This window comes from Pectobacterium brasiliense (genome assembly GCF_016950255.1).
GTDB classification, from domain to species: domain Bacteria; phylum Pseudomonadota; class Gammaproteobacteria; order Enterobacterales; family Enterobacteriaceae; genus Pectobacterium; species Pectobacterium brasiliense.
The window spans coordinates 2,234,485-2,249,385 of sequence record NZ_JACGFN010000001.1; the positions used below are offsets into that span (position 1 = coordinate 2,234,485).

The 14,901-nt window shown below is 53.3% G+C and carries 11 protein-coding genes; 6 read left to right on the plus strand and 5 right to left on the minus strand.

Annotated features, from left to right (window positions below):
- Window positions 1–202: 202 nt before the first annotated feature.
- From nifJ to H4F65_RS10015, 4 genes are all read left to right on the plus strand, one after another.
- Window positions 203–3,736 (plus strand): pyruvate:ferredoxin (flavodoxin) oxidoreductase, encoded by a 3,534-nt coding sequence (gene nifJ / locus H4F65_RS10000; RefSeq protein WP_010282344.1) that lies wholly within the window; start codon window positions 203–205, stop codon window positions 3,734–3,736.
- Between the two features lie 319 nt (window positions 3,737–4,055).
- Complete coding sequence (cybB, locus tag H4F65_RS10005; RefSeq protein WP_010282343.1) at window positions 4,056–4,592, plus strand: cytochrome b561; 537 nt, start codon at window positions 4,056–4,058, stop codon at window positions 4,590–4,592.
- A gap of 21 nt (window positions 4,593–4,613) precedes the next feature.
- The gene (locus H4F65_RS10010) at window positions 4,614–5,411 is read left to right on the plus strand and encodes a deaminated glutathione amidase (protein WP_010282340.1); all 798 of its coding nucleotides are present in this window, start codon (window positions 4,614–4,616) and stop codon (window positions 5,409–5,411) included.
- Window positions 5,412–5,596: 185 nt separating this feature from the next.
- The gene (locus H4F65_RS10015; protein WP_010282336.1) at window positions 5,597–6,670 is read left to right on the plus strand and encodes a L,D-transpeptidase family protein; all 1,074 of its coding nucleotides are present in this window, start codon (window positions 5,597–5,599) and stop codon (window positions 6,668–6,670) included.
- Between the two features lie 62 nt (window positions 6,671–6,732).
- Here the strand turns inward: H4F65_RS10015 and H4F65_RS10020 are convergent, their stop codons facing one another.
- Window positions 6,733–8,013 (minus strand): O-acetylhomoserine aminocarboxypropyltransferase/cysteine synthase family protein, encoded by a 1,281-nt coding sequence (locus tag H4F65_RS10020; RefSeq protein ID WP_010282330.1) that lies wholly within the window; start codon window positions 8,011–8,013, stop codon window positions 6,733–6,735.
- A gap of 320 nt (window positions 8,014–8,333) precedes the next feature.
- On the opposite strand from H4F65_RS10020, the gene H4F65_RS10025 reads away from it, so the two are divergent.
- Entirely contained in the window at window positions 8,334–9,821 is a 1,488-nt protein-coding gene (locus tag H4F65_RS10025) for a mannitol dehydrogenase family protein (protein WP_010282328.1), read from the plus strand.
- On the opposite strand, the gene H4F65_RS10030 is transcribed toward H4F65_RS10025, so the two are convergent.
- Window positions 9,814–10,188: a hypothetical protein gene (locus H4F65_RS10030; RefSeq protein ID WP_010282326.1), complete on the minus strand. Its 375-nt coding sequence runs from the start codon at window positions 10,186–10,188 to the stop codon at window positions 9,814–9,816. The two genes, H4F65_RS10025 and H4F65_RS10030, sit on opposite strands and share 8 nt — an antisense overlap.
- Before the next feature lie 383 nt (window positions 10,189–10,571).
- Between H4F65_RS10030 and H4F65_RS10035 the strand changes: the two genes are divergently transcribed.
- Window positions 10,572–12,098: an MFS transporter gene (locus tag H4F65_RS10035; protein ID WP_010282324.1), complete on the plus strand. Its 1,527-nt coding sequence runs from the start codon at window positions 10,572–10,574 to the stop codon at window positions 12,096–12,098.
- Window positions 12,099–12,220: 122 nt separating this feature from the next.
- On the opposite strand, the gene H4F65_RS10040 is transcribed toward H4F65_RS10035, so the two are convergent.
- The 3 genes from H4F65_RS10040 to H4F65_RS10050 all read right to left on the minus strand — a co-directional run bounded on the left by H4F65_RS10040 (window position 12,221) and on the right by H4F65_RS10050 (window position 14,870).
- Complete coding sequence (locus tag H4F65_RS10040; protein ID WP_010282321.1) at window positions 12,221–13,231, minus strand: AI-2E family transporter; 1,011 nt, start codon at window positions 13,229–13,231, stop codon at window positions 12,221–12,223.
- Window positions 13,232–13,401: 170 nt separating this feature from the next.
- Window positions 13,402–14,349, minus strand: a complete 948-nt coding sequence (locus tag H4F65_RS10045; RefSeq protein ID WP_010282319.1) for a FecR domain-containing protein — start codon at window positions 14,347–14,349, stop codon at window positions 13,402–13,404.
- On the minus strand, window positions 14,346–14,870 hold the full coding sequence (locus H4F65_RS10050) for a sigma-70 family RNA polymerase sigma factor (protein WP_010282318.1): 525 nt from the start codon (window positions 14,868–14,870) through the stop codon (window positions 14,346–14,348). Before H4F65_RS10050 ends, H4F65_RS10045 begins: the two co-directional genes overlap by 4 nt.
- Between the last annotated feature and the right edge of the window lie 31 nt (window positions 14,871–14,901).

Here is a 14,901-nt window from a genome sequence, read left to right on the forward strand (position 1 = left end):
CCGCACGTAGAAAGATCGCTTGAAGTATGGCGGAGATAAAACACAGTTTGATACAACTCCGTTTACATCGTTCCACCCTCTTTTTTCCTGAAATGCGATAATACTCCGATAAGAATCGTATTTTCGTTTATGCCCAATCATTTTCATCGCCCGAAAAGACCATGTAAAATGAAAGGCTTAGTGAGCAAGAAGGCTATAAGTCATGATCACCACCGACGGTAATAACGCAGTCGCCTCCGTGGCCTGGCGAACCAATGAAGTCATCGCCATTTATCCCATCACCCCCAGTTCCAGCATGGCTGAACACGCGGCCGCCTGGTCGAGCGACGGCGGGCTGAATATATGGGGAGATACGCCCCGCGTTGTTGAAATGCAATCGGAAGGCGGCGCGATCGCTACCGTCCACGGCGCATTGCAGACGGGCACACTCTCCACCACGTTCACCTCATCGCAGGGTCTGCTGCTGATGATCCCCACGCTGTATAAGCTGGCTGGTGAGCTAACCCCGTTTGTCTTGCACGTCGCTGCCCGTACGGTTGCGACGCATGCACTTTCTATCTTCTGCGATCATTCGGATGTCATGGCTGTGCGCCAGACGGGTTGTGCCATGCTGTGCGCCAGCAATGTGCAGGAAGCCCAAGACTTTGCGCTGATTTCGCAAATCGCCAGCCTGAACAGCCGTCTGCCGTTTATCCATTTCTTCGACGGTTTCCGTACCTCACACGAAATTAATAAGATTGAGCCGCTGAGCGATGACGTAATCCGCCAGCTTCTGCCACAGAAATCGATTGATGCACACCGTGAGCGAGCGCTCACACCGGAACGTCCGGTGATTCGTGGTACCGCCTCTAACCCGGATACCTTCTTCCAGGCGCGCGAAGCCACCAACCGCTGGTATGACGCCGGTTATGAGCACGTTGAGCAGGCGATGAACGATTTCGCCGCCACCACAGGACGCCAGTACCAGCCGTTTGAATACTACGGCCACCCGGAAGCGACCAAAATCGTCGTCCTGATGGGCTCTGGCGTTGGCACCTGCGAAGAAGTCGTCGATACGCTGTTGATGCGCGGCGAAAAAGTTGGCGTGGTGAAAATCCGTCTGTATCGTCCGTTCTCCGCCAAGCATCTGCTGGCCGTTATTCCGCAAACGGCGAAGAGCATCGCAGTGCTGGACCGCACAAAAGAGCCGGGTGCGCTGGCAGAGCCGCTGTATCTCGATGTGATGACCGCGCTGGCCGAAGCGTTCTCCGCTGGTGAGCGTTCACTTATGCCACGCGTGATTGGTGGTCGTTATGGCCTGTCTTCCAAAGAATTTACCCCACAGTGCATACAGGCGATCTTTAATGAGTTAGCACTTGCTAACCCACGACCGCGCTTTACTGTCGGGATTTATGACGATGTCACCAATCTGTCGCTGCCACTGCCGGAACAGCATTTTCCAAGCAGCGCATCGCTCGAAGCCCTGTTCTACGGTCTGGGCAGCGACGGTACCGTTTCTGCAACCAAGAACGCCATCAAAATTGTCGGTGAAACCACGCCGATGTTTGTGCAGGGCTACTTTGTCTATGACTCGAAAAAGGCCGGTAGCCTGACCGTTTCCCACATGCGTGTGGGCCCGCACCCGATCAACTCAGCCTACCTGATCGATCAGGCCGATTTCGTTGCCTGTCATCAGTGGCAGTTTATCGACAAGTACAGCATGGTCGAACGGCTGAAGCCCGGCGGCGTTTTCCTAATCAACTCGCCGTATAGCAGCGACGATCTGTGGCACCGTTTGCCGCAGGAAGTGCAGGCAGGGCTGAACCAGCGCAATGCCCGCGTGTACTGCATCAACGCCGCCAAGATTGCCCGCGAGTGTCATCTGGGCGCGCGCATCAACACCGTCATGCAGATGGCGTTCTTCCACCTGTCACAGATTCTGCCAGCCGATGTGGCGGTGGAAAAACTTCGTACCGCCATCGCCAAGAGCTACGGCAGTAAAGGTCAGGAGCTGGTTGAACGTAACTGGCAGGCGCTGAGTGCCACATTAGAAGCGCTGGCAGAAGTGCCGCGGGAAGCCGTCAACCCAGACAGCCCGCAGCGCCCAGCGGTGGTTTCCGACGCCGCGCCTGATTTCGTCAAGACCGTGACGGCCGCGATGCTGGCTGGCTTGGGTGATACGCTGCCCGTCTCCGCCCTGCCGCCCGATGGCACCTGGCCAACCGGCACCACCAAGTGGGAAAAACGTAATATCGCGGAAGAAATCCCGTTATGGCAGCCGCAGCTTTGTACGCAATGTAACCACTGCGTCGCCGCCTGCCCGCACTCGGCTATCCGCGCCAAAGTCGTCCAGCCCGACGCGATGGAACATGCACCTGCTTCACTGCAATCGCTGGATGTGAAAGCCCGCGACATGCGTGGCCAGAAATACGTGTTGCAGGTTGCCCCAGAGGACTGTACTGGCTGTAACCTGTGCGTGGAAGTTTGTCCGGCCAAAGACCGTCAGAACCCAGAAATTAAAGCCATCAATATGGAATCCCGTCTGGATAATCTGACGGCGGAGAAAGAGAACTTCGATTTCTTCCTGCAATTGCCGGAAATCGACAAATCCACGCTGGAACGTATCGATATCCGCACTTCTCAGCTGATTTCGCCGCTGTTCGAGTACTCTGGTGCCTGTTCCGGCTGTGGCGAAACGCCGTACATCAAGTTACTGACACAACTCTATGGCGATCGTCTGCTGGTCGCGAATGCAACGGGCTGTTCATCGATTTATGGCGGTAACCTGCCTACCACGCCGTGGACTACCGATGCCAACGGCCGCGGTCCGGCCTGGGCTAACTCGCTGTTCGAGGATAACGCCGAATTCGGCCTGGGCTTCCGCCTGAGCGTCGATCAGCACCGCCAACGTGCCGTGCGCCTGCTCAACAAGCTGGCACCGCAACTGCCGCCGGATCTGGTGAATGCGTTGCAGGAAGAGTCCATTGTGCCCGACCTGCGCCGTCAGCAGATTGAACAGCTACGTGGATTGCTGGCAACCATCAATGATAATGACGCCAAGGTGCTGGCGAGTGAAGCCGACCACTTTGTCGATAAATCTATCTGGCTTATCGGCGGTGACGGCTGGGCGTACGACATCGGCTACGGCGGACTGGATCACGTCATGAGCCTGAGCGAAAACGTCAACGTGCTGGTGCTGGATACGCAGTGCTACTCCAACACTGGCGGTCAGCAGTCCAAGGCGACGCCGCTGGGCGCAGTCACCAAGTTTGGCGAGAAAGGCAAACGCAAAGCGCGTAAAGATCTCGGCATCAACGTCATGATGTACGGCCACGTGTATGTCGCGCAGATCTCACTGGGCGCACAGCTGAACCAGACAGTGAAAGCGATTCAGGAAGCCGAAGCCTGGCCGGGCCCATCGCTGATTATCGCGTACAGCCCGTGTGAAGAGCACGGCTACGATCTGGCATTCAGCCACGATCAGATGCGTCAATTGACGGCAACGGGCTTCTGGCCGCTCTACCGCTTCGACCCACGTCGTGCCGAAGAAGGGAAAGCCGCGCTAGTCACCGATTCTCGTCCGCCATCAAGCAGCCTGAGCGAAACGCTGATGAAAGAGCAACGCTTCCGCCGCCTGAATAGCATGATGCCGGAAGAAACCGCGCAGCTCTATGAAGAAGCGGAGCTGGATCTGCGTCGCCGCTTTGACTTCCTGACGATGATGGCCGGCAAGGCAGAGAAAAACCCACAGGAATAATCGTTCCTCCCCAAACCGGCTTCGGCCGGTTTTTTATGGCGTGCCATCCCTGGCCGCCACCCTTACGGGCCGTTGCTGATGCAACGTTAAAAATTTCTCCCGGAAACTTTTTATGGCGTGCCATCCCTGGCCGCCCCCTTACAGACCGTTGCGTTTTCCCCTGTCTAAACGAGATTGAATATCGAGGAATCCAGAGCGGATAGCCCAGTTTGTCAGGCAGGGTAAAGAGGGGCTGACAAGACGCAAGTTACCTTATACTTTATGAGATTATTCGCTCGTTACGGTGTTAAACCGCTCTCAACGTCGCAGAGGACGAAACATGAAAGGAAAGTTCGCACCATCGCAGATTGCATTGCACTGGCTGGTTTTTCTGTTGCTCGTTGTGACCTATGCCACCATCGAGCTACGCGGATTTGCTGAACGCGGTTCGTTGCTGCGCACCGTGATGATCGTGACGCACTTTAGCTGTGGCGTCACCATACTGGTTCTTATGCTGGCTCGCCTGTTCTTACGCCACAGGCATACCTCCCCCGCTATTACTCCACAGCCACCACGTTGGCAAAGTGCGCTCGGCTCACTTACCCACGCCGTCATTTACCTGCTGTTTATCACTCTGCCGACTCTGGGCATTGCCTCACGCTATTACAACGGCCGGGACTGGATGCTATTTGGAATCGGTATGCCAACAGCCGCGACGCCGAATTTCGATCTTGCTGAAACGCTAATTGGCTGGCATGAAACGCTGGCACCGTTAGGGTACTGGCTCATTGCCGCGCATACCGCGGCTGCTCTGTTCCACCACTATGTTATGAAAGACAACACGCTGCTGCGCATGATGCCAGCCAAGCGCGATTAATCGGGTAACAAAGGAGCAAGCATGAAAGTCGCACTGGGACAATTCGCGGTTGACCGCGAGTGGCAGAAAAACGCCGCGACCATCACTGAATTCATGTCGGCAGCACAGCAAAACGGAGCCGACCTTCTGGTGCTACCGGAAGGCGTACTGGCTCGCGATATCACCAATCCCAACATGGTGCTCACCGCCGCGCAGCCGCTTGACGGCCCGTTTATCTCGCACCTGCTGGAAGCCAGTAAAGGCAGCAACCTGACAACCATGCTGTGTGTGCATATCCCGAATGGCGAAGGGAAAGTCTGGAACACGCTACTGGCATTGCGCAACGGCGAGATCGTTGCGCAATACCGGAAGCTGCATCTGTACGATGCATTTTCCGTACAGGAATCGGAAAACGTACTGGCAGGCGAAGACGTTCCGCCGCTGTTGACCATCGCCGGGTTGAACGTCGGACTGATGACCTGCTATGACATCCGCTTCCCCGAGCTTGCACGCCGTCTGGTGCTGGACGGTGCAGACGTACTCGTTCTTCCCTCCGCCTGGATTAAGGGGCCGCTGAAAGAAGCGCATTGGGAATTATTGGTGCGCACCAGAGCACTGGAAAACACGACCTATCTCGTCGCCGTTGGCGAGTGCGGCGTCAAGAATATCGGCAACAGTATGGTGGTCGATCCTTTAGGCGTTGTCGTGGTTCAGGCACCCGAAACACCGGCTCTCATCTATGCCGACATTGACCCAGAACGACTGGCGTATGCCCGTCAGATTCTCCCGGTATTGGCTAATCGCCGCTTTCAAAAACCCACGTTAGACGGGGGAAATTGAGTCGAGGTTCACTCTACGCGGCTTTCTTTCTCATTCGGATGCCAAAAAGTGTGATTAGTTACACATGTTGTTTCCCTCAGAGGCCATTCTGCACATATAATGCGCATCCGGTCGTCATGGCGACCCTAGCAGACCAGCCTCCTGATTCGGGGGGGTGCATTTACCACTCAAATAAAGAAACGAAAATGAGTATTCGCGCGATCTTTACTTTAGTTCTTGCAGCCGCCGCATTCAGCCAGGCCGCTTTTGCCGTTGTTTATCCTCTGCCTGCGGCTAACAGCCGACTGGTAGGCGAGAATATCGAAATCACCGTACCGGAAGATAGCACACAGCCATTGGAACATTTTGCAGCACAGTTCCAAATGGGCCTGAGCAACATGATGGAAGCCAACCCAGATGCGGACGTTTACCTGCCGATTCCCGGCAGCAAAATGGTCATTCCTCATCAGTTGATTCTGCCAGATGCACCGCGTGAAGGCATTGTCATCAACAGCGCAGAAATGCGTCTGTACTACTATCCGAAAGGCTCCAAGACTGTGGTCGTGCTGCCAATCGGCATTGGTGAGTTAGGTAAAGATACGCCGATTAACTGGACAACCTCTGTTCAGCGTAAGAAAGCGGGCCCAACCTGGACGCCAACCGCGAAGATGCACGCAGAATATGCGGCACGCGGTGAAACCCTGCAAAAAGTTTTCCCAGCTGGCCCAGATAACCCAATGGGGCTGTATGCGCTGTACATCGGTAACCTGTACGCGATCCACGGCACCAACGCCAACTTCGGTATTGGTCTGCGCGTAAGCCACGGCTGCGTCCGTCTGCGTGACGATGATATCAAGTATCTGTTCAACAACGTTCCGGTCGGTACTCGCGTTCAGTTCATCAATGAACCAGTGAAAGCCACCGTTGAACCAGATGGTTCACGCTATGTTGAAGTTCACAACCCGCTGTCTCGCACGGTAGAAGAATTCCATTCTGATTCTCCGGCCCCGATCAGCATGACGCCAAAAGTGAGCAAGGTTCTGGCCGACGCCAGCGTGAACACCAGCGAAGTCGATCAGGCAATCCAGAGACGTTCTGGTATGCCGACCAAAATCAATGGTCTGATCGAACAAGCCACGCCAGCCATTCCGGTTGAATCTGTTGCGGCACCTGTTGCACCAGAAGCACAGCAGCCGCAAGATAGCCTTAATGCGGAGCAAAATGCCGCACCAGCGGAATCACAGCCTACAGCTGCAGCGACCGACGCTAGCCGTTCGTAATCGCGATGACGCGTTGGAAATCCATTCAGGTTTCCAACGCGTTTCTCTACTATCCCTACCGTTTACTTTTTCTGTGAGGCTTCCAGCGCCTGTGCCACATCAGCGATGATGTCGTCAATGTGCTCAATGCCGACCGAAATTCTGACCAGATCCTCACTCACTCCTGCTTTCGCCAGCTCTTCCGCATTCAACTGCCGATGCGTGGTACTTGCCGGATGACACGCAAGCGATTTGGCATCGCCAATATTCACCAGTCGTAAAATCATCTTCAGCGCATCAATAAAATGTCCCCCTGATGCTTTCCCGCCTTTAATGCCAAAGCTGATAATCCCAGACGCTTTACCCGAGGTAATTTTGTCGCAGTTTGCTTTATAAGGGCTATCCGGCAACGCGCCATAGTTCACCCAGGTAACCAGCGGATGCTGATTCAGGTAGCCCGCCAGCGCTTCCGCATTGCTGCAATGACGTTCGATGCGCAGGCTGAGCGTTTCCAGCCCTTGCAACAGCAAGAACGTGCTATGAGGAGGAAGCGCCGCGCCCGTATTACGCAGCGGCACCACGCGGCAGCGCCCAATATAGGCCGCCGGACCGAAAGCGTCGGTATATACCACGCCGTGGTAAGACGGATCGGGCTCATTCAGTAACGGGAAACGCGCTTTGTTCGCGGCCCAATCGAACTTGCCGGAATCGATAATCGCGCCGCCGATTGTGGTGCCATGACCGCCGATGTATTTGGTCAGTGAATGGACGACGATATCTGCGCCGTGCTCAAAAGGCCGGCACAGCACGGGCGTCGCCACCGTGTTATCAACAATCACTGGGACGCCGTGGCGATGCGCAATCTCCGCGATTTTGGCAATATCGACGATATTTCCCGCCGGATTCCCGATAGATTCACAAAAAACAGCGCGAGTGCGGTCATCAATCAGCGATTCCAGCGTCGTAAAATCATCGAAAGAGGCCATCCGCACTTCAACCCCCTGACGCGGCAGAGTGTGGGCAAACAGGTTATAGGTGCCGCCATATAGCTGACTGGTGCTGACGATATTGTCCCCAACCTGCGTGAGCGCCTGAAGCGAATAAGTAATTGCCGCCATACCGGAGGAAAGCACCAACGCGCCGATGCCGCCCTCAATGGCCGCCAGCCGCTGTTCCAGCACCGCATTCGTCGGGTTCATGATACGGCTATAGATATTGCCCGCCACCTTCAGATCAAACAGATCGGCACCGTGCTGCGTGTCGTCAAATGTGTAAGAGGTCGTCTGGTAAATCGGCACGGCGGCGGACTTCGTTGTCGCTTCAGATTCATAACCATGATGTAGCGCGAGGGATTCAAGTTTCATCTTACGGGCCTTTTTGTTGATCGTCGAAGTGAGGAAAATATCCAGACAAAATAGCAGACAGCGATCGGGAAACGCACTTGATGATGTAGAAGAAATGGAGATAAGTTAGTAAAAACAAGACTAAATTTCAGCGTTACATTATTACGCTGAAGCCTCCTCACAAAACCGAGCTCCGCCGCTGAACCGAATCTGAAAAAGCGCTAAAATTTGCGCAGAGAAAAAAACGTGCGCACCGTAACCTATCTGCTCGTCACGTATTGCACCGCCTGCAAATCACAGCTACTTTTAACGTTATAAATCCCCCACCCGAAGCGCATTAAATGACTGATAAAATAAAAAATATCGCTACCTGCGAATTGCCTGCTAGCGTCCAATTCCCTCACTACGATCGTAAGGCGCTGAAGCCACGTATCGTCCATATCGGTTTTGGTGCTTTCCATCGCGCTCATCAGGCACTGCTCACCGATCGCGTGCTGAATATGGTGGGAGGAGACTGGGGAATTTGTGAAGTCGTACTGTTCAGCGACGACACCATGATCACGGCGCTGCGCCAACAGGATCATCTGTTTACCGTGTTGGAAAAAGCGGCGACGGGCAATCAGCCAATTGTCGTCGGTGCCGTGTGTGAATCATTACATGCAAAAGTAGAAGGCATTGGCGCTATTATTGAGAAACTCGCCGCGCCCGAAACCGCCATCGTTTCCCTGACGATTACCGAAAAAGGCTATTGCATGGATGGGACGAGCGGCAAGCTGGATCGGACCAACAAGCTGATTCAGCAGGATCTTATCGATCCTCGTCATCCTGCTTCGGTACCGGGATTGCTGGCGGAAGCGCTGCGCTTGCGTCACGAGCGCGGAATCGCGCCGTTCACCATCCTCTCATGCGATAACGTGCCGGAAAATGGTAAAACAGCCAAAGCCGCCGTGCTGGAATCGGCGGGGCTCAACGATCAGAGCCTGATCGATTGGATCGAGGCCAAGGTTTCTTTCCCGAATACAATGGTGGATCGCATTGTCCCTGCCGCGACGCCAGAAGCGTTGCAGGAAATTGCCGATCACCTTGGCGTCGCCGATCCCTGTGCGATAGCCTGTGAACCCTTTATTCAATGGGTGATCGAAGATCATTTCACTGCCGGACGCCCTGAGTGGGAAAAAGCGGGCGTGCAGCTGGTACATGACGTACTACCGTTTGAAGAAATGAAACTGCGCATGCTGAACGGGAGCCACTCGTTTTTAGCCTATCTGGGCTATCTCGCTGGCTATGATCACGTCAGCGACTGTATGAATGACGAGAACTATCGCCGCGCCGTGTCTCATCTCATGCTGCTGGAGCAGGCACCGACGCTCAGCGTGGTGGATATCGACCTGAAAGACTACGCCGTTCAGCTGCTTACTCGTTTTTCCAACCCCGCGCTCAAGCATCGAACCTGGCAAATCGCGATGGATGGTTCACAAAAGCTGCCCCAGCGCATGCTGGAATCGCTTCGCTGGCATGTGCGTAATGGAGGAGACTATCGCTGTCTGGCATTAGGGGTCGCTGGCTGGATGCGTTATGTCAGTGGAAAAGATGATGCAGGCAACCCTATCGAGATCCGCGATCCGCTGGCTGATAAACTCAAGCAGGTCGTTGCGGAAACGTCAGATAACGCCGAGCGGGTCAGCGCGTTTCTCAATATTCGTTCTATTTTCGGCGAGGATATATCAGCAAACCACGATGTCTTCAACGCTATCGCACAGGCTTATCTGAAGCTGCGCGATCACGGCGCAAAGAACACCGTGGCTGCACTGGTACAAGACTTTAAATAACGATAAATCCGAGCAGCGCAAGGTATAACGCACTTTGGACACCCAGCACCAGAGTGCGACTTTTCCCCTTTGTTTCATCCAGCCACGGCAGCGATGACCAACTCATTCCCGCACCGATAACCGCGATCGCTAACATCGCCACGGCAACCAGCCAAACGAGCTTATCCAACAGCGAATTGGGAAACAAAATTTGCAGTGCGGAAACGACGAGAAACAGCGTAACGCAGCGCAATACCCCGACCAAAATACCTGCACGATCTCTCAGCCCACGCGGTGCGGACGAAGGCAACCACGCCTGAAAAGCAAATAACCCAATCACGGCAATAAAAATCACATAAATAATGGCATAGACCAGCAAATGACTCACGTTACGGCTCCTGATGAGGGAATACGATAAAGTAAACTGGGCGGGATGATGACGACATTTCCTCTCTGCGGTCAATGCGTTATTTCACATCACGCTATCGATTTGTGGGGTAGCGCCCACTATCACTTCATCACCAATCGGCACGCGTGCTGCTTTTCCGTAAGAAACCTACAGACTTTGTAAATTAAGAACAAAAATACATGATCAAAAAATTATAAAAAGCAAATTAAAATATCTTATTTCATGATCCGTCTGACAGATCGTCATTAAAAGCGCACTAAAGCGTGATCGTCAGTTTACTTTCTTTTCAATAGAGCAAATGATAAAGAAATAATAGTTCAATAGAACTGAAATATTGTTTCATCTTTGTAATTAGGCTGATCATGAATAAACCAATCTCTTTTAAACACACGTTCTGCTACGGCAGCGCGAACCTGCTTGGCAGTGGCGCGCTTGCTATCAGCGGCGCATGGCTGATGTACTTTTACACCACATTCTGTGGGTTAACATTGGTTCAGGCTGCTGCTATCTTCTCCGTTGCCAGCATCATCGATGCGGTCAGTAACCCCATCATGGGATACATCAGCGATAACTTCTACAACACCCGGGTTGGTCGCCGATTTGGCCGCCGCCGCTTCTTTATTTTACTGGGTGTCCCGCTGGTTCTGGTCTACCCCATGCTATGGGTTGAAGGCTTTGGCTTCTGGTACTATCTGGCGACGTACGTGCTGTTCGAGCTGATTTACACCTCGATCATGGTGCCGTATGAGACGCTGGCTACCGAGATGACCTCTGACTTTAAACTGCGCTCTAAGCTGACAGGTTCTAAAGCCATTTTCGGTAAAATCGCCAACTTCCTGGCAGCGTTCATTCCTGGGCAGTTTATTGCCATCTACGGTAAAGATTCAGCAACGCCATTCTTCTACACTGGTCTGGTCTACGGTGCCATTATGTGTGCGGCGATGATCGCGCTGTATATGACATCCTGGGAACGTCCGGTCAACGAAATCGTCCGTGAAAGCACGTCCAGCCTGTGGCAAGCGATGAAAAAGCTGAGCGTGGATATGGTTTCCACCTTCCGTCTGCGTATTTTCCGCAAGCATCTGGGGATGTACCTGTTTGGCTTTGGCGCTGAGTGGCTTTTCGCTTCCGCGTTCACCTACTTCATCGTCTTTGGTCTGAAGCAGAATACGGCGCTGGTATCACACCTCAATAGCTTCAGCTCAATTATGCAGCTCATTTCTACCGCAGCCTTCATCGGTATCTGCGTCAAAATGGGCTTTGCGCGACCATTCCGTCTGGCTCTGATGGTGGTGATTGTCAGCGTGATGGCGTATGCCGCGCTCTATTTCGCTAACTGGTCAGAAGACATGACCATCTTTGTTCTGTTCGCGATTACTGCCGTATTTGGCCTGAGCACGGGGGGTATCTACTACATTCCCTGGACGGTTTATACCTTCCTGGCCGATGTGGATGAAGTTCTGACCGGGCGTCGTCGTGAAGGGATTTACGCCGGTGCCATGACGTTTGCCGGTAAAATGGTTCGCTCTGTGATTGTCTTCGCGATGGGCTGGACACTGAGCCAATTCGGCTTTGTCTCTGGGCAGTCAGTGCAGCCGGAAACTGCCGTACAGGCGATTGTTGGCGTGTTCTCGCTGGGTGTTATCGGTCTTGCGCTGGTTGCGATTTACTACACCACGCAGATGAAGCTGGATCGTAAAAACCACGCCATTCTGTTGGAAGAGATTGCACGTATCAAAGCGGGCGGCGCGATTGCCGATGTCCCGGCTCATGCTCGTGCTGTCGCAGAAGAACTAACGGGCTGGGAATATGAGAAGTGCTGGGGTAACAACCCATTAGGCGTTCAGTCAGAAGAGGCTAAACCGCAGGTTGCTACTGCACAGCATTAATTGAAGACGTTCGTTTATACCGACGGTTATTGAAGACAGGTATCAGGTAAAAACAATCAGCCCAATCTCGTATTGGGCTGATTCATTTAGCGCACCGTGTTTTGATTAACCGCTCGGCAGGATTAAATCAATGAGGCTTCTTTCAATTCGCTTTTCAGGTAAGCGTAATATATCGGTGCGGCAATCACACCGGATAAGCCAAACGCCGCTTCAAACACCAACATCGCCAGCAGGATTTCCCACGCGTGCGCTTTGATCCTCGTCCCAACGATTTGTGCATTCAGGAAGTACTCAAACTTGTGAATCAGCATCAAATACACCAGCGCGACCAGCGCAATCGGCAATGAAAGCGATAAGCCAGACAGGAAAACGATCGAATTGGAGATCAGGTTACCAATCACGGGTAGCAGGCCGAAAACGAAGGTAAGCACCACCAGCGTTTTGGCAAACGGCAGATGGACACCACACAGCGGCAGAGCGCCAAGAATGAAAATGGCAGACAGCACCGTGTTAACCGCAGAGATTTTCACCTGAGCGAAAACGATGTTGCGGAACGAAGCCGACAGCAGCGAAACCCGACGGAGTAACTCCGCTTTGAGTAACGGTTTTTCCGTGTCTTTATCGACGTTATAAAGCGAGACAATCGCGCCAAGCACCATACCAATCAGCATCGTCACAAAACCATGTAGAAAACTTTTCCCCATGTTCTGCAACATCACAATATGCGCCTGAACCCATTGCAGCAGCTCGTGCTGGAGCTCTTCAATACTGACTGGCAGATACCCCGGTAAGTAGTGGACGATCTGCTGCTGAATATCATTGAGGATATAGCCAATGCGCACATTGAAAGCCGCCGTATCCTTCATTTCCTGCATCAACAACCCGACCAGACTGCCAAACAATAGACTCAACAGACTAACGACCAACGTGCTGATCACCGCGACCACAATCCAGCGGGCGCGCTTACCACTGATGACCCGTTGAAAATAGGGCGTCAGTAAATTCACAATTTCATACACCAAAAAACCGGCGATAAAGCAGGCCAGCAGGCGTAAAGGCAGCAATATAAGCAGGCCACCCATAATAAAGAAAAAGCTCAACAGGCGAGCTTGTTTCAGATTCAGTAACTGCATGATGACATCCCGTATGAAGAGGCAACGCCGAGGGTACTCTTTGTGGAGTATGTTACGCCTTTTTCGGTACCAACAGATTGATATATATGTGCCAGATTTATGTCTATTCTGCGAATGATAACAACCGAGGGATATTTTTGGTGTTTTACCAACGAAATACCAGCCGTGTTTTAGCTCGGACGGATATCCACCCACCAGGAAAAACGCCGGGTCACCTTCACTGGCAGCGTCCGCGCAACGGCGTCAAGCAGGCGATCGGTTTCATGTAGCGGGAAAACGCCCGAAATCCGCAGCATCGTCACCGCAGAATCAACATGAAAATAACCGTGGTGATAGCGGGCAATTTCATTAACAAGCTGTCCTAACGGCATGTTATCCGCGACCAGTTGCCCTTTGCGCCAGCTCTGGCGGAAATTCTCAACGGGCGCGGGTTCACTGCTCCTGTCGCGGGTAAAGATAACCTGCTGCCCTGCCATCACGCGCTGCGCAGCGGGTACAGCCGTTTGTAGCAAGACCTCACCGCTAAAAACGGAGAGGACGCTGTGGGCGGACGTATAGCGCAACGCTAATTGGCAGGAATGTGCAGAAGCAGCGAGATCGCCATGGGGCGTGGTCAACCGGGCTGCGTGAGCCGTTCGGTTGTCCAACATCAATTCACCTTTGAGCAATTGAAACGTCAGCGGCTGAGACAACGCGGGGTTGCCTTGTTGATTCAATGCTGAATCCGTATTGAGCCAGACGGTCATCCCTGTTTCGATGTTGAGCTCACGCGTTTCGCCCGTTCCCGTATGGTAATCCGCCGCATAGCTTTCCCACGGCAGACTAAAGCCCACGCCTCCGGTAAGGCTGGCAATCGCCAACAGTTTGAGCATGCGCCGACGTTCCCCACCCCGCTTGCTCAGCACCGAAGAAGCTAATTGGCTGTCTACCGCATAGAAGCGGGCGTGAATCTGTTCGACCTGCTGCCAGGCAAGCCGGTGGGAATCATCCTGATGTAACCATCGCTGCCATGCCTGACGCTCGTGTTCGGAGCAGTCTTCATCATACAACGTGGCATACCACTCAGAGGCGGCATGAAGAACATCTTTCGGAATAGAAGAAGTAATAGAGGAAATCATAAGTCCTGACACAATAGACAATTCAGCATTGCCTGTGCCATATATTTTTTCACCATCCGCTCGGAAACGGCTAATTGTTCAGCAACCTGCCGATAGGTCAAGCCATCAAGATGCACGAGCAAGAATGCCTGACGCACTTTGCCCGGCAGCGTCGCCAGCATTTGGTCGATAGTCATCAGCGCATCCACCACCATAGCCTGCTGTTCCAGCGAGGGAGAAAACGCAAACTCCTGCTCTGCCAGCACCTGAAGATAGGCATTCTCGATGTCTTTACGTCGCCAGTGATTGACCACCAGCCCGTGGGCAACCGTCGTTAGCCAGGCACGCGGTTCACGGATGCGATCGGCCTGATGCAGGCAGATCAAACGCAGAAACGTATCCTGAGCCAGATCCGCGGCCTGCTGAGAACACCCCAAACGCCGACGCAGCCAGGCCTGTAACCAGGCATGATGGTCATGATAAATCTGCTGAACGTTTAAGGTTTCAGGCTGATGGAGGCAGGCAGCGGCGGGACTCTTCACGGTATTCGCTCAATGTGACAGCAATGAAATG